This is a genomic window from Neomesorhizobium albiziae (assembly GCF_900114255.1).
Lineage (GTDB): Bacteria > Pseudomonadota > Alphaproteobacteria > Rhizobiales > Rhizobiaceae > Neomesorhizobium > Neomesorhizobium albiziae.
Genome location: NZ_FOSL01000019.1, coordinates 62,141 through 88,335 on the forward strand (window position 1 = coordinate 62,141; position 26,195 = coordinate 88,335).

30 protein-coding genes and 2 tRNA genes are annotated in these 26,195 nt (G+C 57.5%); 17 read left to right on the top strand and 15 right to left on the bottom strand.

Features of this window, described 5'->3' with window-relative positions:
- Positions 1-32: 32 nt before the first annotated feature.
- The 6 genes from kdpF to F3H98_RS23155 all read right to left on the bottom strand — a co-directional run bounded on the left by kdpF (position 33) and on the right by F3H98_RS23155 (position 2,306).
- Positions 33-122, bottom strand: coding sequence for a K(+)-transporting ATPase subunit F (gene kdpF / locus F3H98_RS23135; protein ID WP_149762698.1), 90 nt, complete (start codon positions 120-122; stop codon positions 33-35).
- A gap of 10 nt (positions 123-132) precedes the next feature.
- Positions 133-279, bottom strand: a complete 147-nt coding sequence (locus tag F3H98_RS31235) for a hypothetical protein (protein ID WP_188130528.1) — start codon at positions 277-279, stop codon at positions 133-135.
- Positions 280-464: 185 nt separating this feature from the next.
- Positions 465-674 (bottom strand): hypothetical protein, encoded by a 210-nt coding sequence (locus F3H98_RS23140; protein WP_149762699.1) that lies wholly within the window; start codon positions 672-674, stop codon positions 465-467.
- A gap of 136 nt (positions 675-810) precedes the next feature.
- On the bottom strand, positions 811-1,056 hold the full coding sequence (locus F3H98_RS23145; RefSeq protein ID WP_149762700.1) for a DUF982 domain-containing protein: 246 nt from the start codon (positions 1,054-1,056) through the stop codon (positions 811-813).
- Positions 1,057-1,106: 50 nt separating this feature from the next.
- Entirely contained in the window at positions 1,107-1,397 is a 291-nt protein-coding gene (locus tag F3H98_RS23150) for a DUF982 domain-containing protein (RefSeq protein ID WP_149762701.1), read from the bottom strand.
- A gap of 327 nt (positions 1,398-1,724) precedes the next feature.
- Positions 1,725-2,306, bottom strand: a complete 582-nt coding sequence (locus tag F3H98_RS23155) for a hypothetical protein (protein WP_149762702.1) — start codon at positions 2,304-2,306, stop codon at positions 1,725-1,727.
- Between the two features lie 508 nt (positions 2,307-2,814).
- On the opposite strand from F3H98_RS23155, the gene F3H98_RS23160 reads away from it, so the two are divergent.
- Together F3H98_RS23160 and F3H98_RS23165 are read left to right on the top strand one after the other, a co-directional pair.
- A complete protein-coding gene (locus F3H98_RS23160; RefSeq protein WP_149762703.1) occupies positions 2,815-3,315 on the top strand; it encodes a hypothetical protein in 501 nt (166 codons plus the stop codon).
- 343 nt (positions 3,316-3,658) lie between these two features.
- Positions 3,659-4,189: a dihydrofolate reductase family protein gene (locus F3H98_RS23165; RefSeq protein WP_149762704.1), complete on the top strand. Its 531-nt coding sequence runs from the start codon at positions 3,659-3,661 to the stop codon at positions 4,187-4,189.
- 153 nt (positions 4,190-4,342) lie between these two features.
- On the opposite strand, the gene F3H98_RS23170 is transcribed toward F3H98_RS23165, so the two are convergent.
- The 6 genes from F3H98_RS23170 to F3H98_RS23195 form a co-directional block, all read right to left on the bottom strand.
- Positions 4,343-5,947, bottom strand: a complete 1,605-nt coding sequence (locus F3H98_RS23170) for an FGGY-family carbohydrate kinase (protein ID WP_149762705.1) — start codon at positions 5,945-5,947, stop codon at positions 4,343-4,345.
- Between the two features lie 7 nt (positions 5,948-5,954).
- The gene (locus F3H98_RS23175; protein ID WP_149762706.1) at positions 5,955-6,683 is read right to left on the bottom strand and encodes an SDR family oxidoreductase; all 729 of its coding nucleotides are present in this window, start codon (positions 6,681-6,683) and stop codon (positions 5,955-5,957) included.
- Between the two features lie 23 nt (positions 6,684-6,706).
- Complete coding sequence (locus tag F3H98_RS23180; RefSeq protein WP_149762707.1) at positions 6,707-7,948, bottom strand: sugar ABC transporter permease; 1,242 nt, start codon at positions 7,946-7,948, stop codon at positions 6,707-6,709.
- Complete coding sequence (locus F3H98_RS23185) at positions 7,945-8,763, bottom strand: ATP-binding cassette domain-containing protein (RefSeq protein ID WP_188130526.1); 819 nt, start codon at positions 8,761-8,763, stop codon at positions 7,945-7,947. Before F3H98_RS23185 ends, F3H98_RS23180 begins: the two co-directional genes overlap by 4 nt.
- Positions 8,764-8,832: 69 nt before the next feature.
- The gene (locus F3H98_RS23190; RefSeq protein WP_149762708.1) at positions 8,833-9,879 is read right to left on the bottom strand and encodes an ABC transporter substrate-binding protein; all 1,047 of its coding nucleotides are present in this window, start codon (positions 9,877-9,879) and stop codon (positions 8,833-8,835) included.
- A 167-nt stretch (positions 9,880-10,046) separates the two neighbouring features.
- Positions 10,047-10,931 (bottom strand): AraC family transcriptional regulator, encoded by an 885-nt coding sequence (locus F3H98_RS23195; protein ID WP_149762709.1) that lies wholly within the window; start codon positions 10,929-10,931, stop codon positions 10,047-10,049.
- Between the two features lie 555 nt (positions 10,932-11,486).
- Between F3H98_RS23195 and F3H98_RS23200 the strand changes: the two genes are divergently transcribed.
- The 11 genes from F3H98_RS23200 (at position 11,487) to F3H98_RS23250 (ending at position 20,532) form a co-directional block, all read left to right on the top strand.
- Positions 11,487-12,752 (top strand): tyrosine-type recombinase/integrase, encoded by a 1,266-nt coding sequence (locus tag F3H98_RS23200; protein ID WP_149762710.1) that lies wholly within the window; start codon positions 11,487-11,489, stop codon positions 12,750-12,752.
- A 111-nt stretch (positions 12,753-12,863) separates the two neighbouring features.
- A complete protein-coding gene (locus tag F3H98_RS23205; protein WP_149762711.1) occupies positions 12,864-13,091 on the top strand; it encodes a helix-turn-helix transcriptional regulator in 228 nt (75 codons plus the stop codon).
- Between the two features lie 142 nt (positions 13,092-13,233).
- On the top strand, positions 13,234-15,642 hold the full coding sequence (locus F3H98_RS23210) for a DUF5906 domain-containing protein (RefSeq protein ID WP_149762712.1): 2,409 nt from the start codon (positions 13,234-13,236) through the stop codon (positions 15,640-15,642).
- Between the two features lie 58 nt (positions 15,643-15,700).
- Complete coding sequence (locus F3H98_RS23215) at positions 15,701-16,450, top strand: hypothetical protein (RefSeq protein ID WP_149762713.1); 750 nt, start codon at positions 15,701-15,703, stop codon at positions 16,448-16,450.
- A 428-nt stretch (positions 16,451-16,878) separates the two neighbouring features.
- Positions 16,879-17,064, top strand: a complete 186-nt coding sequence (locus F3H98_RS23220; protein ID WP_149762714.1) for a hypothetical protein — start codon at positions 16,879-16,881, stop codon at positions 17,062-17,064.
- A gap of 126 nt (positions 17,065-17,190) precedes the next feature.
- Positions 17,191-17,991 carry a hypothetical protein gene (locus tag F3H98_RS23225; protein WP_149762715.1) on the top strand — a complete coding sequence of 267 codons (801 nt, stop codon included), beginning with the start codon at positions 17,191-17,193 and terminating at the stop codon, positions 17,989-17,991.
- Between the two features lie 226 nt (positions 17,992-18,217).
- Positions 18,218-18,646: a hypothetical protein gene (locus F3H98_RS23230; RefSeq protein WP_149762716.1), complete on the top strand. Its 429-nt coding sequence runs from the start codon at positions 18,218-18,220 to the stop codon at positions 18,644-18,646.
- Positions 18,643-18,960 carry a hypothetical protein gene (locus F3H98_RS23235; RefSeq protein ID WP_149762717.1) on the top strand — a complete coding sequence of 106 codons (318 nt, stop codon included), beginning with the start codon at positions 18,643-18,645 and terminating at the stop codon, positions 18,958-18,960. The genes F3H98_RS23230 and F3H98_RS23235 overlap by 4 nt, the downstream gene beginning before the upstream one ends.
- A 2-nt stretch (positions 18,961-18,962) precedes the next feature.
- Positions 18,963-19,184, top strand: a complete 222-nt coding sequence (locus F3H98_RS23240; RefSeq protein WP_149762718.1) for a hypothetical protein — start codon at positions 18,963-18,965, stop codon at positions 19,182-19,184.
- A gap of 3 nt (positions 19,185-19,187) precedes the next feature.
- Entirely contained in the window at positions 19,188-19,661 is a 474-nt protein-coding gene (locus F3H98_RS23245; protein ID WP_149762719.1) for a hypothetical protein, read from the top strand.
- A 202-nt stretch (positions 19,662-19,863) separates the two neighbouring features.
- Positions 19,864-20,532 (top strand): hypothetical protein, encoded by a 669-nt coding sequence (locus F3H98_RS23250; RefSeq protein ID WP_149762720.1) that lies wholly within the window; start codon positions 19,864-19,866, stop codon positions 20,530-20,532.
- A 323-nt stretch (positions 20,533-20,855) separates the two neighbouring features.
- Here the strand turns inward: F3H98_RS23250 and F3H98_RS23255 are convergent, their stop codons facing one another.
- Positions 20,856-21,929, bottom strand: coding sequence for a hypothetical protein (locus F3H98_RS23255; protein ID WP_149762721.1), 1,074 nt, complete (start codon positions 21,927-21,929; stop codon positions 20,856-20,858).
- A 301-nt stretch (positions 21,930-22,230) separates the two neighbouring features.
- Here F3H98_RS23255 and F3H98_RS23260 point away from each other — a divergent pair, with 301 nt between their 5' ends.
- The 3 genes from F3H98_RS23260 to F3H98_RS23270 are packed head-to-tail and all read left to right on the top strand — an operon-like array spanning position 22,231 to position 24,210.
- Positions 22,231-22,998 carry a hypothetical protein gene (locus F3H98_RS23260; RefSeq protein ID WP_149762722.1) on the top strand — a complete coding sequence of 256 codons (768 nt, stop codon included), beginning with the start codon at positions 22,231-22,233 and terminating at the stop codon, positions 22,996-22,998.
- Positions 22,970-23,416 (top strand): hypothetical protein, encoded by a 447-nt coding sequence (locus F3H98_RS23265; RefSeq protein ID WP_149762723.1) that lies wholly within the window; start codon positions 22,970-22,972, stop codon positions 23,414-23,416. Before F3H98_RS23260 ends, F3H98_RS23265 begins: the two co-directional genes overlap by 29 nt.
- Positions 23,416-24,210 (top strand): HNH endonuclease, encoded by a 795-nt coding sequence (locus F3H98_RS23270; protein WP_149762724.1) that lies wholly within the window; start codon positions 23,416-23,418, stop codon positions 24,208-24,210. The genes F3H98_RS23265 and F3H98_RS23270 overlap by 1 nt, the downstream gene beginning before the upstream one ends.
- Before the next feature lie 33 nt (positions 24,211-24,243).
- Here F3H98_RS23270 and F3H98_RS23275 read toward each other — a convergent pair.
- A tRNA-Thr gene (locus F3H98_RS23275) sits at positions 24,244-24,319 on the bottom strand.
- A gap of 172 nt (positions 24,320-24,491) precedes the next feature.
- Positions 24,492-24,581: transfer RNA gene (locus F3H98_RS23280), tRNA-Ser, on the bottom strand.
- 316 nt (positions 24,582-24,897) lie between these two features.
- Here F3H98_RS23280 and F3H98_RS23285 point away from each other — a divergent pair.
- Positions 24,898-26,130 (top strand): septal ring lytic transglycosylase RlpA family protein, encoded by a 1,233-nt coding sequence (locus tag F3H98_RS23285; protein WP_149762725.1) that lies wholly within the window; start codon positions 24,898-24,900, stop codon positions 26,128-26,130.
- Positions 26,131-26,195: the final 65 nt, after the last annotated feature.

Consider the following 26,195-nt stretch of genomic DNA (forward strand, 5'->3'; position numbering starts at 1 on the left):
TTTCAGCTTTCGAAATCATGAAAAAGGCGCCGTCAGAAACGTTCGGGACGGATCAGCGCGTAGACGAGATAAGCGGTGAGCAGGACGGTCACGCCACCTGCCAGTATGTAGTCGATCAACATTTTCGGGTTCCTAGAGGTGGTCGCAGGCCGACACGTAGGCGAAGAACAGCACAAACGCGGCGACACCGGATGCGAGCAGGATGATATCCAGCATTGATTTTGCCTTTGACGGCGCGGGCGTAGCGAACTGGCCGCGCGCGCCCCGCGCGATATTCACTGCAATGACGGCCGGCGCTCAAAAGCTCCGGCCGCGTTTCGTCGATACGGAGTGGAATGTCGTCAAAACGGCATAAAGGTTCGAGACGCGCCGCGCGGCGAATATATAAAATTCCTATAAAGACTGCTAGCCACTACCACTGATTGTGATTGGAGTATTGTGCAGCCAGGTGGACGCCACAGTGATCAAAACGCAAGCGCGGCGAGCATGCCGCCCGCGGCAATCGCAACGCCCGCGACGAGAAAAACACCGGCGATGAAATCGAGTCCCGCGGTTTTGCCGGACTTGGGCGCCGTCGTGGTTTGGGCAGCCTTTGCACGGGCGCGCCTGGCGGCCACCGCCTGGGCGCGCTCCTGCTGCTTCAGCATCTGGTCGAAATGGGTCGTACGCATCATCGCTGCTTCCTTTGTGGTCCGTGCCGAAAAGAGGGCACGGGCCGAAAGCTAGCCACGGCGATATAAAGGTTCGAGACGAGGCGTCTGCGGAAGATATCAAGGCTCCATAGGAGCACGTGCCGCAATCACCGAAGTATCAGCGCTTGCCCAGAATATGCGCCTCGCGTGCGGCGGCAACAAAGGCCCGGCGTGCCTCCACAGTCGATTGCCAGCCGTCGAGGGCATCGCGGCAGGCGCGCAGCGCCGCGCGGTAGCGAGGGCCGGGCTTGATCGGCTGAATCTCGGACAGGAACTCGATTCCTTCCCACACACTTGCGATGCTGCGTCGGTGGTCGGGGTCGAGCTCTATCTCGACGGGGGCGGAAAAATGGCGGTCGTTCATATCATCCTCCGGTTTGCCGAAGGCTTGTCGAGCGTGGTTATCGGAATTCGTCAGACGGCGATCCAATCGCTTGCTGCAAGCATCGCTGCATCGGCTAGCGCATCGGGCGCCAGCATGCCGCGGGCGCGGGCAAACGCCTCGAATGCAAGACGCGCTGTCTCGGTCTCGGCTTGCCCGGCCAGCGCCGCCAGGCAAACATTCAGCGCGGTGGTGTGCATGGGGCCGCGCGCTCCGGTCCACTCGTTAAGCACCTGAAAGGCTTCGGTGAGAGTTTCCACGTCGCGCGGGAAACCGATCCCGACGAAGATCGAAACGGGTTGGGCGAAGCGGACAGCGGGCATAGGGAACTCCGGGCGTCGTGATGCTTTGACTGTAAAGCGGTGCCAGACAACGCGCGACTTGGCTCTGGGTTGCAGCGGCCATATCCAAAGGTGGGTGACCAATCCGAAAGCGTACGGTCACGGCAGCCGAACCGGCACGCCTGACGCCATTATGGTTGAACCTGGGGCATGAAGTGTCCCATTTCAGGAGGATTGCGTTGGCATCGAAGATGCATGTGTCAGGTTGCCGGCGTCTCGCCGGTTCTGATCGTCGATCAGAATGTGGAGCTCGCCGGGGGAGGGGCGGGGTTTCTTGCCCCCGGCGGGTTCCGCTAGATGTGAAGCGACTTAAAACCTGCCCCGGACCAGCAGTGCCTCGGAGATCGCGTTTCGCACGGTCGGCGCAGAGGGCGACCAGATACGCAGCCAGAGTTCCCGGGCCTCCGGTGTGTCGGAATCCGTCGGCCCCAATGTGATACGTTCGCCCATTACCCAGGCAATCCGGCGTCCGCCCAGCGCACGGTAGCGGTCGACGAATTCAAAGGCGTCGAATTCGTCGGCAGCCTGCGGCTCGATAGGCAGTCTCGGCACCAGGCTCGGGCGAGCCCTCTTGTTGTCTTCCGAAGCTTTCCTGAGCTCCCGCGCCCTGACGATCAGCCAGCGCAACCTGACCAATTCGAAGGGGACCGCGGATTTGTTTCTTTCCAGCGAGAAAATCTCGCTGTTGATATCCTTAAGCATTCGCCAGGCGGCGTAGCCGTCGAATGCTTGGTTGTGCGCTATTCTTTTTGCAATCTTTTCGTTTGCTTTTACCATTATGAAGCCCTTTTTATAAGCCTCATTTTGTTCGCGCCCACGAAATACTTTAAAATATTCTTCGTGGTGAATGGTGAACGAAATTCTTATAAGTTTAACTTTTTGGCTCGGCAATTTGAATGAAGCGTAGAACGATAGGCCATGCGGCTTCGCCAACCGTAAGTGGAGGTGGTCGCATCAGAAAGGTATGGCGCGCGCACGCCGGGTTTGCGTGGCATTCTGAAGAAGGCTAATTCACCGGATATTTCGAAGCCACGACGCAGCCGCCAGCTCACGCGAACAGTACCTAGGCCGGGTTCATTCCAGCCGACACGGCCGTGACCCTCCTAAAAAGGCCCGGCCGTGAGGGGCTGGATCGGCCGGGCCAATGGGAGGATGCCCGAAACAACAGGGCATCGTGAGCATAGATCGAAGCAAAAATTCGTCTGTGACGGCGTTCACACACACATATGCGCGCACACACGGCGCTGATCGACCTCTCCTGAGACGGGCCGCCAATTTGCGGCGTGACGACGATGTCTGCTTGGTTATCCGAGGCTGGAAATAATTGACGGCGAACACTTCGCGATACAAAGCTCTTTTAAGGTCGATTCTCTGCAACGTTCGCACTGTGAAACGGAATATGAGAACACTGGGCAACGCTATCGCGTTCGTCATTGCAACGGCCCTTGGCGCCGGTCATGCAGGAGCGGAAAGCTCGAAAGCCTCACTCACGCCGGATTGGTTGTTGGCTCGCTATGGCGACCAGAAAGCTGCATTGGCGAAGTACGCGGCAGCCATGGCGCGATACCGGGAGCGACTTAAGGATATCGAGAAACCTGTTGGACTTGCCGGCCCGTTCAGTCACGCGGGGAAGGAACGATGGACGTGGCTTGCGGCGGACGGAAGCATCGTTCGGCGGGTGGACGACGGTACCTTCTCACTTACGGCAGGTGACTGTGTGCGCCTTTTTTGCCTTGAGACCACCTGTTTTGCAGCGGGCTGGCCTCTTTTTGTTTGTGAAGACGGCCGCGAGCGAACGATGTCAGCGCCGGATTTTTCGACCGTTATTTTTGACGGGATCACGTTCCTGCGAGTTCCATCCCCACCAGCCCAGCCTGATGAAGGGAACGCGCCGGAATAGACTGCCGCCTTCAGCATGACGCCGGGAACGAGAGCGACGCCTATGGACCGCACTGGCATTTGGCGGACATTGCCGTCGACCGCAGTGGTAGCGGACGGGTCACTAGCGGTCTTTCGAGGTCATCGGGCGGCGCGCAGTTGAACGATCAATTTGGCAAGTGGTTTGTTGTCCGGCTTATACGATTAGCTTTCCGATGATGTGACGGAAGATCAGTCCTGGCTGTGTAACCGAAGCCAAATTCGTCACACCCGCAAAGCGGCGCACAGTTTGTACCCAACGTCCGTTCCGCGTCACAACGGTTCAAGCTATTCTGAAGAACCAACCTGGATGGAGATTTTGCAGCATGGCGAAGCTCGTCTTCGGAATGAACCAGTCCCTTGACGGCTACGTCGACCACCTGGAAATACGGACAGGCCCCGCGATGTTTCGTCACTGGATAGAGCACGTGCGCGACCTGACCGGCAGTGTGTACGGTCGCCGCATGTACGAGGTGATGCGGTATTGGGACGAAGACCGTCCTGAGTGGAGTGCGGAACAACACGAGTTCGCGGCGGTGTGGAGGAGCCAGCCGAAGTGGGTCGTATCGCGCTCGTTGAAGTCAGTCGGCCCCAACGCAAAACTTGTCGAGGATGACATCGAGACGGTGATACGCGGGCTGAAGGCTCAGCTCGCTGGGGAGATTGCCGTTTCCGGACCGGACCTGGCTCGAAGCCTGACCGATCTTGGTCTTATTGATGAGTATCGCCTCTACCTCCACCCCGTCGTGCTTGGTCGCGGCAAGCCATTCTTCGCCGGCCCCCGGCCGCCGCTGCGCCTTATGGCCACCGATTTGGTCGGTGAGGACGCGATTAGGTTGACGTACGTTCCTGCCTAATCATCTGACCGGCCAAAAAGACTGCGCCGATCCGTCATATCGGTTTTAGGTCGTACGGAAACGACCGCTTGTCGGTACCTTCGTTCCGATAGAGGACCTTCCGCATTCGGCCATATGCTGGCGAGCAGCGATGCGCCTCAATCGTTTGTGAGGTTACCGACCCACTTCTCGACCTAGCGCTTGCAACTTTTGAAAAGCGACGAAACGCTTCGCATGCCACGTAGCCGCGGCAGGATTGGGCTGACGGACATCTCCCAGTTCCGACATCGCAGACATTGCGGTGCCGACGTCGGCATGGCGCCTGGCCGCGACCGCGGCCAGTATTGCTGAGCCGAGGAGCACCGGCTCGGGCGACGATGAAGCGGCGACCGCCAACCCCGTCGCATCGGCCAATATCTCCCGGACAAGAGGGCTCTGGCCGGCGCCGCCGCTGATCACGATCGTGTCGGTTGTAATGCCCTGCGCACGCTGCGCCTCGATGATCTGCCGGGCGCCATAACCGAGTCCGCACAGGCCGGCAAGATAGAGGCCGACGAGGCTGTCTATGCCGGTGTCCATCCCGATTCCGGCGACAAGCGCCTTGGCGTCGGGATCGGCGAATGGTGCGCGATTGCCGAGAAACTCCGGAACCACATGCAAGGCGCCCACCAGTCGCTCGATCGCCGCCGCCCCACCGCCTTCGGCGGCTTTTTCGGCCAGCCAGGCCCCGAAGCTGACACCCAGCTCCTCGGCATGACGCTCCGCCTCCGTCGCGGCCGGATGCATGCGCACCAGATAGTCGATCGCCGCGCCGGCCGCCGATTGCCCACCTTCGTTGAGCCAGAGGCCCGGGACCATGGCAGAGTAATACGGGCCCCAAACACCCTGAACGAAGGCAGGCTCGCGGGTCGTCGTCATCGAGCAGGCCGAAGTGCCGAATACATAGGCCATGCGGGTCAGGATATCGCCCGGTCCGCCACGTGCGCCGACGGTGCCGATGCCGCCGGCATGCGCATCGATCAGCCCAGCCGCTACCGGCGTACCCGGCTCCAGCCCAAGTTCCGTCGCGGCTTCGACCGTCAGGCCGCGTCCGAGAGGCGTTCCGCCCGGCACGATGTCGGTACCGATGCGGGCAAAATGTTCATCGGCGAGCGTCCCGAGGCCAACGCTGCGGAAGTAGGACTCGTCCCACCGTCGCTCATGCGCAAGATAGGTCCACTTGCACGTCACTGTGCAGGCGGAGCGCGACAGGCTTCCGGTGCAGCGCCAGGTGAGAAAATCGGTCAAATCGAAGAATTGCCACGCCGACGCGAAGGTTGACGGCATGTTCTCCGCCAGCCAGAGCAGTTTGGGCGTTTCCATCTCCGGTGAGATCGTGCCGCCGACGTAGCGCAGCACAGGTTGCGAACTGGCGTTGATGCGCCTGGCTTGATCGATCGCGCGGTGATCCATCCAGACGATGATGTTGCGCTCCTGACTTCCGGATGCGCTGACCGTGACTGGCTGGCCGCCGTCGCCCAGAACCACCAGCGAGCAGGTTGCGTCGAAGCCGATGCCCGCCACAGAACCCGGCGCGACGCCGGCTGTGGACACCGCGCTCCGAACACTCGAACAGACCGCGCGCCAGATGTCTTTGCTCGACTGTTCCGCTATGTCGCCGGCCTCGCGCCACAGCCGGATGTCGGCTTTCGCTGAAGCGACCATGCGGCCGGCCGCGTCGAACAAGCCTGCGCGAGCGCTGCCTGTGCCGACGTCGATGCCAATGAAGTACGCTGCCATGACTGCCTCAAAGGTCGACGCTGTTGGGCAAAATGACGAGATCGCGCACCACCACGTTGCGCGGACGCGTCAGCATGAACAGTACGCATTCAGCGACCTCCGTCGGCTGCATCAGGCTGCCGTTCGCCAGCGCCTCGTCCATCTTCGCCTGCGGCCAGTCGTCGAGCAGCGCCGTCACCACCGGTCCCGGCAGCACCGCGCCCACCCGCACCCCGTGCTGCGAGACTTGGCGGCGCGTCGAATGAACAAAGGCCTGCACGGCGAATTTTGAAGCCGTGTAGATCGGCTCCCAGACCACCGGCACGACGCCGGCGATCGAACTGGTGAAGACGATGTCGCCCGACTTCTGGGCGATCATATGCGGCAGAACGGCGTGAACGCTGCGGAAGGCGGCGTTGACATTGAGGTTCAGCACCCTGTCCCAGACGTCGGGATCGCCTTCCGCCACCGGACCGCCAATATAGGCGCCGGCGTTGGCGTGGAAGATGTCGAGGCCGCCGGCGCGTTCGAGGATGCGCGGCAGAATGCCTGAGACCTGCGGGCCGTCCATCAGGTCGACGACCAGCGAGTGGGCTTTCGTGCCGAGTTCCGCGCACAGTGTCTTCAGCCGGTCCTCGGCGCGGTCGATCAGCACGACGCTGGCGCCTGCCGCCAGCATGCGCCGGGCGCATTCGAGACCAATGCCGGACGCCGCGCCGGTTACCGCGGCGACCTTGCCTTCAAGGGTGTTGGACATTCTGGAAACTCCGATGCGTGTGGTCAGCCGCGGCCATGGCTGACGCGGGAGCGGCGGGCGAGGGAATCGACGATGACCGCGATCGCCAGCACCCCACCGGTGATCATGTAGCGGAGCGACGACGACAGGTTCAGCAGCGTCAGTCCGTTCGAAATGGCCTGGATGACGATGATGCCGAGCAGGGCGGAATAGGCGCTGCCACGTCCGCCGAACAGGCTGGTCCCGCCAATCACGGCGGCGGCGATAGCGTTGAGGTTCACATCGCCGGTGCCGGCCTGCTGGCTGGATGTGGCCAGCCGCGATGCCGACAGGATGCCGCCGACGGCCGCAAGCGTCGAGCACAGCACGAAGGCCGAGGTGTAGATGCGGCGCACGTTGATGCCGGAACGGCGCGCCGCTTCGCGGTTGCCGCCCACGGCGAACATCGAGCGTCCCCATTTGGTACGCGTCAGCGCGTAATTAAGCGCGACGACCAACAGGACGAAGAAGCCGAACATCCACGGCACGCCGCGCCCGAGATTGAGATAGTAGACGCCGAACTCGAGCAGCGCGGTGAGCGCCGCCGCCTTGACGATGAGCAGGGTCACCGGCGCTGCCGTCAGACCGGCGGCGCGGCGGTGGCGCATGGTCGCGAGTCCCGTCACCACCAGCACTAGGCCGGGTAACAGCGCCAGCGTGTGCGACAGCCAGGCCGGCATGATCAGTATCTGGCCGAACGAAACCAGCGGCGAGGCGTAGGGCAGGTTGATCGAGCCCGTCGGGCCGAGGATGTAGAGCTGCATGCCGAGGATGGCGAGCAGGCCGGACAGCGAGGCGATAAAGCTCGGCATTCCGAGGCGATTGTAGAGGAATGCATAGAGCAAGCCGACCGCCATGCCGGCGGCGATCGCCACGAGGATCGCGCCGACCACCGGCCAGCCGCTGTTGACCCACAGGACACCCACCAGTGCCGATGCGAAGCCGCTCATCGAGCCTACGGAAAGGTCGATCTCGCCAAGCATCAGCACGCAAACGATGCCGAGCGAGATCACGCCGACCGTGGCGCAGTCGAACAAAAGGTTCACAAGGTTGTTCGGCGCCAGAAACACCGGGTTCAGGCTGGAGAAGACGATAGAGATCAGCACGAGCCCGACAACGACCGGCAGCATGCCGAGATCGCCCGACCGTACCCGGTCGACGAAACTCCAGAACGCGTCGATCATCCCCTCCTGGTGCCGCACGCGTACGTCGCCGCGGTCGAGCGCGCCAGCTTCCTTGTTGCTCATGGCCTTTGCTCCGGTGCGTGGTCCTGGGCGGATTTGCGAATCTGTCGCCGCGAAACCGCGTTTTCCGTCGCGCCTGTGATGGCGGCGACCAACTCGTGGTTGGACGTTTCAGGGGTGAATATGCCGTTGTTGCGGCCAAGCCGCAGGACGACAATGCGGTCGGAGACGGCGCGCACGTCCTCCATATTGTGGCTGATGACGATGACGCCGAGGCCCCGGTCGCGGACGCGCTCGATCAGGTTGAGTACTTCGGCAGTCTGGGCGACGCCGAGAGCGGCGGTCGGTTCATCCAGCATGATGATCTTCGGACTGAGCAGGAGAGAGCGCGCGATGGCGACCGTCTGGCGCTGCCCGCCCGAGAGAGAGGCGATCGGCTCGCGCACCGAAGGGATGCGCGCCGCCAGCTCCCGCAGCAGGGTCCAGGCGCGAACCTCCATCTGGACCTCGTCCAGCCGGTAAGGCGAAAGCTCGTGGCCAAGGAACAAGTTGGCGACGACATCGAGATTCTCGCAGAGAGCGAGATCCTGGAAGACCGTCGCGATGCCCATGTCGAGCGCGGTGGCGGGGTTGTTCAGCGTCACCTCGCGGCCGTCGAATTCGATGGTGCCCGACGTCGGCTGGTGCACGCCTGCGAGGACCTTGATCAGGGTCGACTTGCCGGCGCCGTTGTCGCCGACCAGCGCGACGACTTCGCCGGCATGAATGTCGAGATCGATGTCGGTGAGGGCGGAGACCGCGCCGAACTTCTTGGTAATGTTGCGCAGGCTGAGGATTGGTTTCCCCGGCTCAGACGCATTCATGGCCGCTTCGGTCATTCGGACCGTCCTCCTCTCGCGTTGGGCGATAGCCCGGCCGGCTATTTCTGGCCGGGCTATCGCGGCATCTTACTGAATGATGCCGAGCTTCTTGCAGCCGTCTGCGTACTCGCCTGTGCAGATTTCCTCGGCCTTGTTGATACCCTTGTCGAATATCTCGGCCTTGATGTTCTCGGAGGTCACGACGGCCGGCACGAAAAGTTCGGACGGCGTGTTGTAGAGCGTCGTCTTTGGCTCCGGCGTCTCGCCCTTCAGGAACTTCACTGCGACATTCGCGGCGGCAGCGGCGACAATCTCCGAAGGCTTGGAGATCGTGTTGTACTGATCGCCGGAGATGACCAGCTGCAAAGCAGCGATGGTCGCGTCATTGCCCGTTACCGGCGGCACGGGATTCACGCCGGCTGCCTTGAATGCGGCGATCGCACCGCCGCCGGTGCCGTCGTTCGCGGCAACCACGCCCTTGATGTCGGCGCCGAAGCGGGTGATCTGCCCGGCCGCCCATTCCTGCGCCTTCGGCGGCGCCCAGTCGGGCGTGTCGAACTCGGCCAGCGTCTTGAAGCCGGAATTCTCCAATCCCTTGTGGATGCCGTCGCGGATCAGGCCCGCGGCCGCGTCGGTCGGTGAGCCGTTTATCTGCAGGACGCCCGAGCCTTCCGGAACGCCAGCGCCCTTCATGTGCTGCACCAGCGATTCCGCGATCGCCTTGCCGATGCCCTCATTGTCGAAGGAGACGTAATAGTCGGCCGGCTTGTCGGGGATTGGACGGTCGTAGGCGATGACCCTGATTCCCTGCGACTGCGCCAGTTGCACCAGGCCGGCGGCCGCAGCCGAGTCGACCGGGTCGAGCACGATGACCTTGGCGCCCTGGGCGATCACCGAGTTGAACTGTTGCTGCTGCAGGGCGACGTCGGCGTTGGCGTTCTGGTAGACGACAGTACATTTGGGGCAGAGCTTCTCCATCTCGGCCTTGAAGCCCGGGAAGTCGTGCTGCTCGTAGCGGGTCGACGCCTGATCCGGCATCAGGAATGCGACTGTCGCATCCTCCTGCGCCCATGCGACGCCGCTCGTGAGTGCCAGTGCAAACGCACCGACCAGTGTCTTGCTTGAAGTCTTCATGCTCGTGTTCCTCCGGTTGAATGTCACTTCCTCAGTCCGGCGCTCGTGGCGCCGGTCTGCCCGTTCTCCGCAATGCCCGGCGGGCGAGGCCGCTCGCGGGCAAAACGATCCCCTGCCACGGGCCGCGAAGCCCGTGTTCTTCCGTCGCTATCCTTTTTTCGCAGGACTTAGGCGGCTTGACCTGCCTTGCTGTTGTCCATCCTCAGCAGGCGGAAACGGGATGGCGTCATGCCCTTCTCGGCCCGGAACTGCCTGTTGAAGTTCGAAAGATTGTTGAACCCGACCTCGAAGCAGATGTCGGTGATCGGCGCGTGTTCATCACTCATAAGGATCTGGCAAGCGAGATTGATCCGCAGCCGCTTCACATATTGGACGAGTGACATGCCGGTGTGCTTGCGGAACGCACGAGAGAAGGCGCTGGTCGATTGGCCGGCGATCGCCGCAAGTTTCGCTTCGGTGAATGGCTGGGTGAGGTTGCCACGCAGGAAGGCCAACGCCCTGTTGATGCCGGCCGACATGTATCCGGACGGGTCCGGCAGGTAGCTGGCGCTGGCGAGCACCTCATCACGTTGGCCGCGACAAAGCTGCCCGAGGATAAGCAGGAACAATTCGATGCGGCGCACGCCCTTTGCGTCCATCAGTTCGCGCATAAGCGGCGCAACCTGCAGGCTGGTCTCTTGCGAGAACAAGACGCCACGGCGTGACTTTTCGAGCAGCGGCTGCAGCGCCGCGAGTTCAGGCAGCGCCGCCTGCATGCCTTCAATGAACTGCTCGGTGAACTGGACGATCCGGCAGCGCAGCGGCACAGTGGTGCCTTTCGGTATGTCGCTCACCCAGTTGTGCGGCAGGTTCGGCCCGGTCAGGACCAGATTGCCTGGGCTGAACTCGCCGATGAAATCGCCAACGAAATAGCGGCCACGCGTAGCGACGACAAGGTGAAGCTCGTATTCAGGATGAAAGTGCCAGCGCACAGTGCGGAACGGATATCCGTGCGACCATGCCGCGAACGACTCGCCTGGTCTTATCTGGACGACTTCCAGATCGGGCTCCACTTTGCTTCCTCCCGTGAACGCCGAAGCAGCTCACTTTCCCTTCGGCCGCATCTTGGACGGCTCATTATGGGGAGGTTAGCGGGAGTGATAACGCCGCGCCACCACATTACGGCCGCGCGGATGATACTTTTTTGACTGGATGGGACGCTCCGGGAACGCAATTTGTGCAGTGCAATAGGGCGCTTGTCGTCTTGATCCGCACCCGGCAGTGTAGGGATAAGGCTGAGCGTTTCATGCGAAAATTGCTCGGGATCGGGAGAGGCGCCCGCCCGATCGAAGCGGTGCTGCCCCTGATTATCTGTGCTCTTCACAACGACCTATCCCGTTTAACGGTGGGGTTAGAAAAGAGGCGAGCAAAGAGGGTTAGCAACATCAAGTCGCTAGCAACATAGCTGGCGGAGGGAGTGGCGGCCATATTGTTGTAGCATCCCGTCTCAATCAATAAAAATAATCAAGCAATCTCAATCCATTAAGCCTTATCGGCTGTCGCATGCTGTTGCAGTCCGACTCAAACAATGGCATTGTTTTTGGCGGGTAAGATGATGGGGTTGAGAAATGCCGAAGATTGCGAAGGAACTTTCAGCACTAGCAGTCAAGAACTTGAAACACCCCGGATCGGCCACACCGGGCAACGCTGTTTTCGCCGTTGGCGGTGTGGCCGGGCTTATGCTTCAGATCACACCGGGCGGCGGTAGGTCATGGCTACTGCGGACCATGGTCAATGGCAAGAGGCGGGAAATCGGACTTGGTGGCCATGACGTATCATTGGGCGAAGCTCGCGAGCGGGCGAGGGCGACCAAGGGCGAAATCCGCAACGGCATCGATCCGCTACAACAGAAACGCGACCGTCGCAAAGCCGCGATTGCAGCAGCAAAGCGCCATCTCACGTTCCGCGATGCGGTTGACAAATTTTTAGCCGCTACGGAGGTGGAATTCAGGAACGAAAAACACCGCAAACAGTGGCGCTCCACATTGGACAACTATGCGATGCCCGTCATCGGCAACCTTGCCGTTTCCGAAGTCACCAGGGATCACACGTATAAAATTCTCGAACCGATCTGGACGACGAAGACAGAAACGGCCACGCGTTTGCGGCAACGCATCGAACGTGTGCTTGATTGGGCAAAGGCGCATGGGCACCGCGAAGGCGACAATCCAGCCGCCTGGAAGGGCAATCTCAACGCCATGCTGTCGAAACCAAGCAAGGTTGCGACCGTGGACAATCAACCAGCCGTCCAGTTGAAGGATGCGCCCACATGGTTTGCGGCGTTGCGCAAGCGCGACGGGACGGGCGCACGAGCATTGGAATTCGTCACGTTGACCGCAGCGCGATCAGGCGAAGTGCGCGGCATGGAATTTTCGGAAATCGATTGGAAAGCCAAACTTTGGACAGTTCCAGCATCGCGAATGAAGATGAAAAAGCAGCACACGGTCACGCTGTCCGATGCGGCGATTGCAATCCTAACCGCGATGAAAGACGCAGCGACCGCCGACAGCAAATATGTGTTTCCGGCGATCCGTGGCGGCATGCTGTCCGACATGACTTTGAGCGCGACCATGAAGCGGATGCACGAAAGCGAAATCGAGGCAGGACGCACGGGCTGGCTGGACAAGCATTCGGGCCGTCCAGCCGTTCCCCACGGGCTGAGGTCAACCTTTTCCGATTGGGTCGGTGACATGTCGGACTATCCCCGCGACATGCGGGAATTCGCTCTGGCTCATGCTATCAGCAATGACGTTGAAGCATCCTATCGGCGCGAGACAATGGTGGAAAAACGCCGCGCCATGATGGCCGATTGGGCGGATTTCCTAGGGGTCTAGCGGCTCGCGCCTCAGATTTCTTAAATTTCCGTTAGCCCCCTTGTAGCATTTGGCTCGTCGCTGTGAATATTGGGGTGCATCCAAATCAACCCGACAAAAAAGGATGCACCCATGAACAGAACTGCCAAGCCGCTTACCAGCAATTCCCGCTATCTCACAGACGTGCAGGTTGGTGAACGCTTTGGCGTTTGCCGCACTACTGTCTGGCGATGGACGCGCGTCGATCCTTCATTCCCGAAGCCTGTGAAAGTGTCCACGGGGGCGACCCGCTGGCGGCTTGCCGATATTGAGGCATTCGAAGCCGCTATGGACGGCGACCACGCACCGCACGCGGCGTGATGGCTTCCAGCCGATCCGCTATAATTTCAGTAAAATCAATAGTTTATACTGTTTCTGTAAATTAACCCGCCAACTGCCCCGTCAAAAAATTAAGCCGGGCGTGTAAGGCCCGGCCAAATGGATAGAAAAGAAAGATGAAAACATGGCTGATATATCAGCAACCGCCGCGCCAGTCAACGTTGCGCAAGACTTCAATCAAGCACTGGCTTTTGTGAATGCCATCACTGGCAACCAAGCCGAAACCGCAATTCTAGATTTTAGAAGCATACATGACGCGAACAAGGCAATTCCCGCAATCCCGTTCCGTGACACGCTCGCGGGCGCTTGGTCTTCTATCGTCCATTACAATGCACAGGGATACGGCGTTTTCGCCACGATTGCCGAAATGGACGGGCAAGGGCGAACGCTCGCCAACGTCCGATCACTTCGCGCCAACTACGTTGATCTAGACAATCTGTCAGCGCAACAAAACCTTGAACGGGCGGCGCAATGGTATCCCGCGCCAAGCTTTGCCGTTCAAACATCACCGACGAAGTACCATTGCTATTGGTCCGTTGTCGCCTATAGCGGGAATGATCGCTTTGAATTGCTGCAACGAAAGTTGCGCCAGTTCTTTGACGGCGATAAAGCCGTTATCGACGCAACACGCGTCATGCGTTTGCCGGGAACAATCAACAGCAAGTATTCAAATCCAGAAAGCGACAAGTACAACGGCAGCGCGCCGCACCTAGTGTCGTGCTTCAGCTTGCCCGGATACGGCTACGTGACGCCAGCAGAGACGCTAGAAGCCGCACTGGCATCGGTGAGCGTCATAGACGGCGGCGGCGGTCGCTACGAGTTGGGCGAGCCGTCCCTAGCCGCTCCGTCGCTCGATTGGCTGCGGTTCGCGTTGAAGCTGCTTGATCCTAATGACTTGGATCGCGGCGAATGGATCGGCACGTCCGCCGCCGTGAAACAAGCCGGATGGACGCTTGTAACGCATGAGCAAGAGCTATTCGACATTTGGTCGGAATGGTGTAGCCGATACGATAAAAACGAGCCCGGCGAAAACCTCAAACAGTGGTCATCATTCCGCGTAACCGAAGTTGGATGGCCGTCACTGCAACGCCGCATCCCGTCTTTGACCGCATATCAGCATTTGATGGTTCCGCCAGCGCAACCGACTGCCGCCGCTGCTTCGCCACCGATGCCGGGAACAACGCAGCCAGCCACGCCGCCAATGCCAGCACCGCCCGAACTCGATTGCAGCGGCGAAATGCTCACACATATGGAACAACAGCAATGGTTTGCCGGTTGCGTGTTTATTACTGCCCGAAAAGCAATCGTTGATCGGCGTAGCGTTAGCTACAACGCCGGGACGTTCAACGCGCGTTTCGGCGGCAAGAAGTTTATCATCGATGGTCAAGGCAAGACTACCGACGAAGCATGGAAAGCCGCCACGCGCTCAACGCTTTGGACCATTCCCAAAGTTGACGATGATTGTTTTCTGCCGGGCGTAGCATCGGGCGAGATATCGACAGACGAGCTCGGCAGGACACGCATCAACGCGTACGTCCCCGCGAAAATCGATACGATGCCCGGCGATCCGTCACCGTTTTTGAACCATCTGGCGGCAATGCTGCCGGTCGAAAGTGATCGCAAAATCTTGCTCGACTTCATGGCGCATTGCGTGAAGTTCCCCGGCTACAAAATACCGTGGGCACCGCTGATCCAATCGACGGAAGGCATGGGGAAGAACGCTTTCAAGTATGTAATGGAACACGCAATCGGTGACATTTACTGCTACCCGCCGAACGCAAAGGAACTGGTTGAAAGCGGATCGAAATTCACCGGGTGGATGGAACGAAAGCTTTTTTTCGTCTGCGATGAAATCCGCAGCGACGAAAGACGCAACATGGTTGAAGTCTTGAAACCAATGATCACCGAACGAAAGCTGGAAATCCAAGGCAAGGGCGTTGATCAGAAGAAAGGCGACAATCCGGGCAACTGGATGTTCTTTTCCAACTTCAAAAACGCGATCCCGGTCAATCGCAACGGACGGCGCTTTGCGATCTTCTATAGCGTGATCCAAAGCCAATCCGATTTGCTCGCGCGAGGAATGGACAAGCAATATTTCGACCGGCTTTATGGATGGCTAGGCGACGAACAGAACGGCGGGCATCGGACCGGCTTGAAGATCGTCGCGCACTATCTTTTGAACCATCCCATTGAGCGCGGCGGAATTCCTATGCGCGCACCGACGACTAGCAGCACAGCAGAAGCTTTGATTGAAAGTCGCGGGCCGATTGGAAGCGCCATAGCCGAAGCGGTCGCACAGGACATGCCGGGCTTTCGTGGCGGCTGGATAAGCCGCACGGCGGCGAAGATGCTGTTTCCTGAAAAGGGCTACACGCCGCAATCAATCACTGATGCGATTGAAGAACTTGATTATGTGAAAATCGGACGGGCGACGGTTCCAATCTTTCAAGAGAACAGAGAAAAGCCGGAACTATTCAACATCAATCCGCAAGCGAATATTGCCGATTATCGGCGGACACAGGGATACGAATAAAATTGAAACGTGCCGCTAGCTGTAGCAATTTAGGTTTGAGGCAGGGGAGAACACTTACATGAAAGTCAAATTGGCAATTGCGTCGTTCGTGGCGGGTTTCGTGATGTCCATCGCGACGGCTGACGAAATGAAAATCGACGGGACTAGCAAGGAGACGTTCGCCGCTAGCGCAGCGGCGATGACTAAAAGTCTCAAACCCGACGAAAAGGAGATTTTTCGTACCGGCTTTTTGAATCTGATCATATATCGCTATCCACCAGCGGACGGGGCAGAAGGTCTTTCCGCATTAGCTATGATGCCACAGGCATTGGAAGTCGCGCACACGACCATGAACGGCGTCACCATGACGGAGATTATGGAGCGAGGCCGGGAACTGGCGACGAACTCCGCAAAGAACACCGCAGTTGCCAAGCCGGATTATGCCGCGGTTCGCTCGTGCCTACAGCGCAACGTCATCCCATCAAACGCGAGGATCGAAAAGACCGACTTTGGTCACCGCATCGAATTGGACGTGACCAACAATCTGCCATGGGCAATCTCATTCGTTCATGTTGGCTACAAGGTGACGACGCCGGGCCGAAGCGTCCCATGGTCCGACGAGAACTTTGGTATAGACGTGAGCGGCGGCATCGAGCCGGGCGAGACGCGATCCATCGCCACCAGCGCATTCGGTATCCCGGAGATCGCAGCGGACGTGCAGACCGAAGCGCAAATGCTGGACGTAGCGGACGCCGAAAAGCGCCACCTTGTTGGCGAAGTGCGCTTTAACGATCACCCAAAGGACGTGACGCCGAACGGCTGCAAATAGCCGCGCACGAGTTGAAATCGGACATCGTTAAATACCGGCAATTTGCTATAAATTGCCGGTATTTTTATGCAATTTGCAGGACGAAACCCGCTAAAAGTTCTGGCCACCGTTCTGTCCGCAGAACCTATTGATTTTGTTAGGAAATCCAGAAAGCCAGAAAATCCGAAAAATCCGCCTATCCCTCCCGTACAGCGGGACGGGGTAGCGGTAATTACTGTAATTATGGCAATTACTGTATTACCTATTATCTCTCTCTTTCTAATTTTCTGTCTTTTCTGGCTTTCTGGCTTAATATAATAAAATCAATAGCTTAGCATGGCCAAAACCAATGCCAGAAAAAGCCAAGAATTTTAACGCCGACAGCATCTTTATGTACCGCAAATAACGGGCCGCCCCCGCCACAGCCCATCAGCGCCGATGAGGGCGTAATGGCGGGTAAGATGTCGGATAGCGTGGCAACTGCGCTTCAAACTGTGGGAATTGCTGCGATGATGGCGGAGCATATCTCCGCTACGGTCGTCGTCGAATCCGTCAAAATGGTCATTGCGTTGAACGCGGTAGAATATTTCGTTTCGGTCAATGCAGTAACAAATTCGATTTTGGCACAAATCTGATTGCTATGATCTTGCGATGATCGATGCGTTGAAATAATTCTTATCATCAATGTAATATAATCTACAGGCGATACTTGACGACACTGCCGAGCGCTGTCAACTTGAAGTGACAAAGGAGCAAATCACATGTATCTGGACCTACAGCCTTTCGAAGATCAGACCGCCTACCGCTTCACAGCATCCCGTCCGCGTGATGGGCGCACCGGCCCGCTGGTTATCTTGAAGTCGCTCGAAAACAGCGAAGTGTTCGGCCCGCACTTGCGGAAGCTGCGCGAGACGGTCGGTAATTCCGTGCCCGTCATGCAGGCGAAGATCGCTGACAGCAGCCCGGAGGGTTGGACCAAAAATGCGCCCGCATTTGCGGCATTCATTGCCGCCGCCTATCAGCCGCTACGTAACGCTGCGATGGACCGTTCGCGCGAACTGGACGCGATCCGCGCCGACAAGCTTGCCAACCGCCCTGCAATCCCGCTCAGCGCTGGTGAAGCTGAAAAACTGCGGATCGTGTTCGCCCATGAGGTCCGCACCGCTCAAACGGTGCAGTGGCTGTCTGGTTTGAAACCATCCGAACTGATCGCAGCCGCGAGCGGTAACCGGGAGTTCGGTTCGGTGATACTCTCCAATCCCACACTACGCGCCAAGCTGCCGGGCGATCTTGCCGAACGGCTTGAACGCGACACGTTGGAACTGGCGTATGCCGAGCAGAACGCCAATGCCGTCAAATTGAAGCCGACATACGATCTGCCGCTACGGCAAGGCGGCAATCTGGACGCCGCAAAAGCAATCGCACGGCAGGCGATAGCGTCACATGAAGTGGCCCGCGACGAAATTGCCGCTGTGGAAATGGTGCTAAAATCCGCTGTCGATTTCGTTGCGATCCTTGGCGACATCTCGCGCGAGGAAGCGTTCGGATTGCTCAACGGATGACCCGCTACTCACTCCCACCAACGGTAACGTTGCCGACCGCATCGACCATCGAAATGGGCCATTTGCGCATTGCATTGGGTGGCGCATCGCGGGCGGTTGTCTCTCTCTGGCGCAAAGCTGGCTTTCCACAAAGTTGGCAGGAGGGAAATACAACGTGGGTCACCTCAACGGACGCTGCATCGGACTGGCTAAAAGGCCAGGGCGTTATTGTCAGACGGATTTAAGCATGACCGCCGATATCCTCCCTATTAATAGCGGCCTGCAACCGCCACAGCGTGATGCCAACGGCCAATTCATGCCAGGGTCGGGTGGTCGCCCGCGCGGCGCGAAAAACCGTATTTCGACCGAAGCAATTGCGGCGATCAAAGACATGAAGGACGAAGCTATTGAACAGCTTCGAACCAAACTTCAACGCGGCGATTGGGACGCGCTTTCCTTTGTTTTGGAACGTATCGTAGGCAAGGGTCGCGTGGTTGAAATGGACAGCACTTCGCCTGATGAAATTGCTGGCATGATTGCATCCGGTTCCCTGACGACCACGGAAGCGAAGGACCTAACAGCAGCATTGGCAAAACTTGCCGAGATTACCGAACTCGCGACGATCAAAGATCGGCTTGCGGAACTTGAACAAGCACTTGCGGAGCGGTCACGATGACCATCCGCGACGTGATCCGCCGACTAGCCGTTGCTGAAGCGACGATCAATCCAGCGAACAGCATGGGAGCGCGTTTGAAACGGCTCACACAGGACCAACGCGCAACTTACGACCAATGGCGAGAATTGCGCGCCAAATGGACCGCTCTCTTTGACGAACCGGACGCGCTTTATGCGGCGATCATTAACGGCAACTCCGGGCCGCAATTGCCCGAAAGCTTTCGAGACATTCTGTTCGATCCGCCGCCGCAGATATCGACCGGCGAGACAGAGACGCAAATTAACGACAAGTGGCAGCGATTTTCGGAACGATGACTATGACAATTATTTCTGTGCCGCGCTGCCGGTTCATCGCAGAAGAAATCGCTTTGGACATCGTGGGATGGTCTTTGTCGGAACTGCGTTATGCGCAGGATTACAACGGCTATCCAATCCCAATCCGGTTGAGCGACATGCTCGTTTTGGAAACTGAAAACATCGTTCGATGGGCACGATCACGTCAATTCCAAGTGGTCCGCCATACCATCGCGGGAGCATGAGCGATGACCGACCCACAGATAATCTATGTCGAGAATGCGAACCTTTACGTGCTGCTAGTTGGCAACAAGATCGCGCAGATTCAGAAATGCACCGTCTCGCGCATCAATCCGCACGCAAAGCACGTTGATTGCTTGGACGTTGCTTTGGATCGAACGCGCGTTGTCGAGCGTGAACCCTATTTTGGGTCCAAATCCGCGCTCTGCTTGGACGCCGCCGACTTGACCACATTTGCCGCATGGTTGCGCGATGAGATTATGCCGCGCGCATCGATCAAGGCGTTTGGCAAGGCGATGGAAAGAATGTTTTCGGGATCAATGCATTTCCGCGACGTGGCGGCGGCAGCAGGCCGGGCAGCAGGTGTGCCGGGCATGAAGCGGGCACAGGGCGAGGAACTCTTTTATATGGACCGCGCCAAGGCCTCCGATCCCGAAGGTTTTGCAGAGATGGCCGCAAAATATGATCCAAACGGACTCTAGCACCGCCGTGACAAAGGAGAATTGCAATTAAAATACAAAGGTCGCGGGGACGGGTAAGCGCAAGGGTAGATTTCGCTCACCCTGTCAAGACGAGCTATCCCGCCCACTGGCTTGTCCACGCCGGCAAAGATTGCCGGCCTGTTGGGCAGAAGGAAAGCATGGTAAAATCGATCCTTGCCGACGCGCGGGGCGTACAACTCTAATGGCTAAACCAAGTGAAAAGCGCCTAATTTTGGCAGTCGGTGCGGTGCTGATTGCAATAGCATCGCTTGTTGGCGTTGGCGTTCTTTTAAGAATTTTGAATGAGGTAGTATCATTGTCGATCTTTGACGATCAGAACTACGTTAATTCCGATGAATTTGAACGAAATTTTGCATTTATACTGTATTTCGTAGTTGCAGGATCATGGACTTACGTAGTGTGGGACGCGACCAATTCAACATGGCGGCGAGGTCTATTATATGGGATTGCTGTTCTTTTCTTTGGTTCGTTCACGCTAATAAATTATCTTGGAGCAGATGCGTTGATACCATTGTCGTTCCTAGCGGTGACCAATATTTTATTTGCATTCGTGTCGACTGTCTGCGTCGCGTTGATATGGATGGTAAACTTTACTTTGATTGAAGCAAAGATATTGAAGTATATGAGTTTGTTTGCGTTGGCGACATTTGGTGTATGTTTACCGCTTGTTTTTAATTTGTTCTATTTCGCGGTACGGCTTGGCATGGTAGACAAAGATAACGTTAAGTCACTATTTTTAAGTGGCGCTGTTTACATATTAAGTGCTCTATCAGGTATAGCGGTTAGCGCCATAAATTACACGGTAATGGACAGAATTAAAGGGCGAGCCGCTAGCACACCTTCCGCATAGTGTCGTTGCAGTTGATGCAGCGGACGCGGATTAGCTGCCCGATCTCATGGGCGCAGCTTAACGTCCGTTGGGGCTTTGCCAAACCGAAGCAGGAACCGCACTGGTCCTGCTTTGAGCACCGCGCCGACGGCGAAAGATACCTTTGACGGAGCAGCAAGTATCCAAACTGACGCCAGCGCGTTTCGCGCCGATACCGAATTGCAATGAATTCAATGACCAATGATGCGTATCAGCGTTGCAGGAGCGGGAGGGGTAAGCGCTGGGGTTTATCGGGGGACCCCAGTCAATCAGCGGCTTTCAATAACAGCTTGCTTTGTTCCTGATCACGACGAAGGCTCAACGAGCTGTTTTGATAGATCGTCTGACCAAATGTTCCAGACCCCGCATTTCGAAAGAATCAAAAGTCGTACTACGCTTTGAACGTTGTACACCTCGTAGGGGCCCAAAAGAGGCGCCTTGTCCCCAAACGCATGAGCAGTCATAAAATTTCGCAAGTAGCTGCAGGCGCTAATTGCATCGGGCAGCGAGAATTCAATGTCGCGAATTAGACGACCATCGCTGTGCCGTGCCAGCGTGTTTCGTTTCGGGTGAATTGCAGGTTCGGTCTCACCGCCTCGGACAATCCAATCGACTTTTCTCTGCGGATCGATTTCGGCCTTTTCCAAGCGGGCTTCAATGTCAGCCAAGACTTTTGGATTCCACTCGAAGGTATCATTGTCCAACCATCGAGGATTCTGCTGACTTGACCTTATCTCCAACCCAAGTTCCTCAATTGCAGAGTACGCAAGATTTATGGCAATTGAAGTGCGAACATGATCTGAAAATTGTTCAGAGTGTTTGGAAAAAATCTGTCCATGACGTGGATGCGTTGACCAAGGTGTTATGCTTTCTGTGTCGTAACTATGTGAAAGCTTGTGAATCGCGTATATAAGCTGGTTATCAGACCACGCTTTGGCTGCCATGGCCACCGCCACAGGCATCTCGGGTTGATAGGTGAACCGCTCAAAAAATCCTCTAGTTTGAAATACATGTTTGAATATGTCGGCTTGCTCAGACGTATCGCTAGGTAATTCGAACCCAGAAAGAGAACGGTTCTCCGTATCTGGAAAACCTTCAACGATGACATTAGCGGAACTTATCAGACTGATTATATTGTCGGCTTCGCTTTCTGCGGCTTCCAAGATTAACAATTGCCCAAGCGTTTCATCTTCTCTTAGTATTCCTAGGTCGCTCAAAGCGTTGGGATTTGTAATTTGAGAATAACCAGTCGTATTAAATTTAAATCGCCTAGATGGATCAGTAATAAAGCGGGAATTCCATCCCGCTTGCGAACAAAGAAATTTTACCAAATCAATTTGTCTTGGTTCAAACACAAGAAAGCTGCAGAATGACGCCATACACCGCTCCCCTGAAAAGCATCCTCCAATAGCTTACATCATCTGCGATCTATCAAGGCAATCGGCATTTTAGAGCGGCTCATTTTCTGGATGGACCGAACGTGGGCCCGTCCCGTTGAAGCTGAGCAGCAAACATTCAAACAGCGCTGGCACGGCCAAGCCGACGACAAACCGCAACGAATTCAACGATCAGCGAGGCCAGAAGCAAAACAGGCTAGGGGCGAAATAGTTTCGCACGACAGACGTTGGAAATTTTTGGAGAAGGTGCTTAATTGCCCCATGCATTTAACGGGGGAACACAGTGAGCTGGTGCGACAAACTTGCGTCGACTCCGACGATAGGGTTTTTTCTTGAGCCGCATTTCGCTCCAAGCGACGCGGTTGTTAACGCGGTTACTCCGATGTTGGATCGGTGGATCAGCGGGCGCAAGCTCGAATTCAACGTCACTCACCAAGAAACGTTCCGTGTTGATATCCAACACGAAAACGGATTCATTTACCGTGTGGAGCCAACCAAGCTTTCGCTGCAATTCCAGCACAGACTAAGGCTGCGTCCCACGAGTGGCGCTCTCCCGGTTGCTGAATTCATCTCTCATCCCCATCCTTTCACAAGGCTCCTAGAGGAGGCATCTGAGTCCATCATCGAGATGGCACTTCTCTTGCCGAGCGGGCCGAAAAAGCGAAGCGTCACGCAAATAGGTGTAGTGTCTACAACGCAAGTGAACGACGAGGATTTGCCCCCTGGGCTGAAACGCCTCATCGAATTCCTGGGAAAGCCCTGGCCGAAGGGCTTGAGCGGCTATTCCGTCAGAATGACCGCTGATATTACAGAAACCTCAACATATGCGGATCGCTGCATTCACAACATAAGCCGTTCGTCGGACGACGAAAACGACGACCTCATAACTTTGCAGTTTGACTATCAGCGGTATTCGACATCTCCGACGCCGCTGATGCGTGACGCCTTAAAACGCGAGGTGGCGTCGGCTACAAAGGGTGCGTTGGCTTATTTCGAGACATTGGCCGTAGGAGACATGTTCGATGAGCAAATTGCACCCAGCGACGGCTGAAACGGCAGGCATTCCATTGGGGCAACTCGTTCTCCAGATTGGAGAGGAACGCGCCGCTGAGCAGGAAGCCGGCAACATTTTTGAGCTGCCCGCCGTGAAACCTATCCCCAAGATCACCGCGTCTTCCCATAAGGCGGCCGGTCGGCTGAACGCGTCTGCCATTTCAGTTGAGGAAATCAAGGCGTGGCTAGACGAAAGGGAAGCTCTCTTAAACAAGAAGTTTGCGGGAGAGATGACGCGGAAGGACGAAAACCGTCTATCCTATGTGCGCTGGTCGCTCGATCGAATCGAGGATGCAAAGTATGGTGAAAATATGGACAATTTGGAGAATCGAGTTGTCATGTACGAGAGATTGCTAGACGAAGTGCGAAGCTTTACGCAGCAGCTTGAACGGGCATCGAATTCGCGCGTTAGATAATGATTGCAACCGTTAATTCGGAAATAGTTTCAGTAGATGAAGCAAGAGACGAGGTACCGCTTGTCGTCAGAACTGACGTGACGGATGGAATGCCGTATGCGGAATACAAACATATTCTCCGGCACGATTTTTTTCATTGCTGCGCATATTGCACAATAAGCGAATCAGAGGCTCAAGGCTTTCGCTTTACAATCGACCACTATGAGCCGCGCAGCGTTAGGCCTGAGCTGACCGACGTTTACAAAAATCTGATGTGGTGTTGCGATACGTGCAACGAATTGAAGGGCAACCGCTGCCCGCCCGAAAGCGCCAGAGAGGATGGCGTACGCTTTTTTAGACCTGACCAAGATCGGTACTCTGACCATTTTCGCCGCTCCGGTTTGCGTCTGGCGTCGCTCTCTAAGCTCGGAGAGTTCAATATCGATGCTCTAGACCTAAACAGGCATGCGCTGCGTAGGTTACGGGAAATACGTTCGCGCTTGTTCGAATGTGAGAGTGCGATAGCAGCCGGCTTTATGGCTCTGCGGAACTTTAAGGTGGACAGGCTTCCGCCAGTTCACCGCATGAAGGTGCTCAAACTCATCGGAAATCTGCAACGAGAGCGCGACGAAATCGTTCAAATCATTGAGCAGGTGCTTCGCGAAAACGCTGCATCGCCGCTGCTCGATCCGGATGAGGATAAAGTCGAAAGGACCAGCGACAGAAAGCGCAAACTCGCCCAAACTGAGGCCCTATACCCGGGCGACTGGCGGGCGAAAAAGAAGGTTAGCCCCTTCGCCGGTCCAACCGCTTAGCTACGGACCGATGTGCCAAAGCACGTCGAAGAGTGGTGCCGCCTGAGGGACTCGAATCCCCGACCAATAGTTTACAAAACTACTGCTCTACCATCTGAGCTAAGGCGGCCAATTTCACGCATCGCTCATTAAACAATCGAAGGACGACGATCTCGTGGTTCGGTTTTGAATGGCTGGCGCATGTTGTCGCATGCCGTCCAACTCAATGCCGTTTTGTATGATGGGTTTTTTGGCGGGTATTTTCCAAAAAATCCAAAAAAATCAATGAAATCAGACTATGATGGCGGAGGGAGTGGGATTCGAACCCACGGTGGACTCGCGCCCACGCCGGTTTTCAAGACCGGTGCCTTAAACCGCTCGGCCATCCCTCCGGCTGGCTGCTCTATGCGCGAACAGGCGCGGTTTTTCAAGCGCGCGCTTGGCTGCAAAGATCGGACTGCCGGCAAACCACTATCCGCGCCGCCCAAGCTGCAGCCCGGGGCGAGGACGTCGCATAGCAGGGGAAAGGCTCCATCCTGCCACAATCCTGCCGGTTTCCAGACATAATCGGTTAACAGGCTCGTAAACAATTCCTGCGCACAAAGGTGGTTGGGGTTTGAGTGCAGGGTCGTTTGATATGTGCACCTGATTTGTTGGTGTACATATGGGTAGCGGTGCCTGAGTGCGGAGTCCGGGGACAATCCACGCATGAGAATATCGACGCACCGGCGTCTCAGTCGCGCATCAACCGTTGCCATCCTGGCCGTTTCGGCCGCGTTTCTGGCTGCCTGTGCTTCGCCGCAACCGAAGTCGATGGTGCAGAAGAAGCGTTCCAAGGAATATTTCTCCGAATCGGCCTACGGCGTGAAGGCGAGCCCGCGTGTCACCGACAAGCGCTCGCGGCTGCCGCGCGGCGGCGGGCGCGACCAGACCGGCAAGCCCTACAAGGTCGCCGGCAAGTGGTACTATCCGAAGGAAGACAAGAGCTATCGCAAGATGGGTGCCGCGTCCTGGTATGGCGATGCATTCCACGGGCGGCTCACCGCCAATGGCGAAATCTACGACATGACGCATTTGACGGCGGCGCATCCGACCATGCCGCTGCCAAGCTATGCGCGCGTCACCAACACCAGGAACGGCAGCTCGATCATCGTGCGCGTCAACGATCGAGGCCCGTATGCAAACGGGCGCATCATCGACCTGTCCAAGCGGGCAGCAGAACTGCTCGACTACACCCACAGCGGCACCGCCAAGGTACAGGTCGAGTATGTCGGCCGTGCGCCGCTCGATGGCCGCGACGAGCAGTATCTCATGGCATCCTACCGCCCCGGAAACCGGTCGCCGGATCCGTCCGACGGCATGCCGACCGGCGTGATGATCGCGATGAACGGTCCGACGCCGAGCTTGGGCATCGGCCAGAACGCGCCGGCCGCAGCATTCCCCGGCACGCTTTCGGACGCGCCGCCGGCCCTCGCAGCTGTGATGGGCCGCGCAGTCGATCTGCAACTGCCGGCGTTTGGTCCGATCGCGCCGGAACGGCCGTTCGAAAGTTTTGGCGGCCAGGAAGTGCAGGTGGCGTTCGCCACCATGTCCTATGCCGACACGCGCGTATCGGGTGTTGCCCAGGCTTTCGCCGCGCTTACCGGCGGTCGCATGACCGCAACCGACGTGGCAGCCTCCTGGAAACGCCAGAATCCAGCTGCCGCATCCGAGGCCACGCAAGCCTATGTCGCCGCCGGTTCGTTCGCTTCGGAGGTCGAGGCCCGCGCGGTGCTTCGCGCGCTGTCCGGCCAGGGGCGAACGGTACTGGAGAAGTCGGAAATCGACGGCGCTTCCTGGTACACCGTCAACGTTTATCCCGACGGGCGGCAGGATATCGACGGGCTGCTCGAAACCGCCTGGGCGAACGGCGCGCCCGACGCGATAACCGTTCGCGACTGATTTTTCACCGGTGTTTCAAAGCATGGTTGATCCGGGGACGGTGCGGGCAGTTGCCCCGGCGGCTT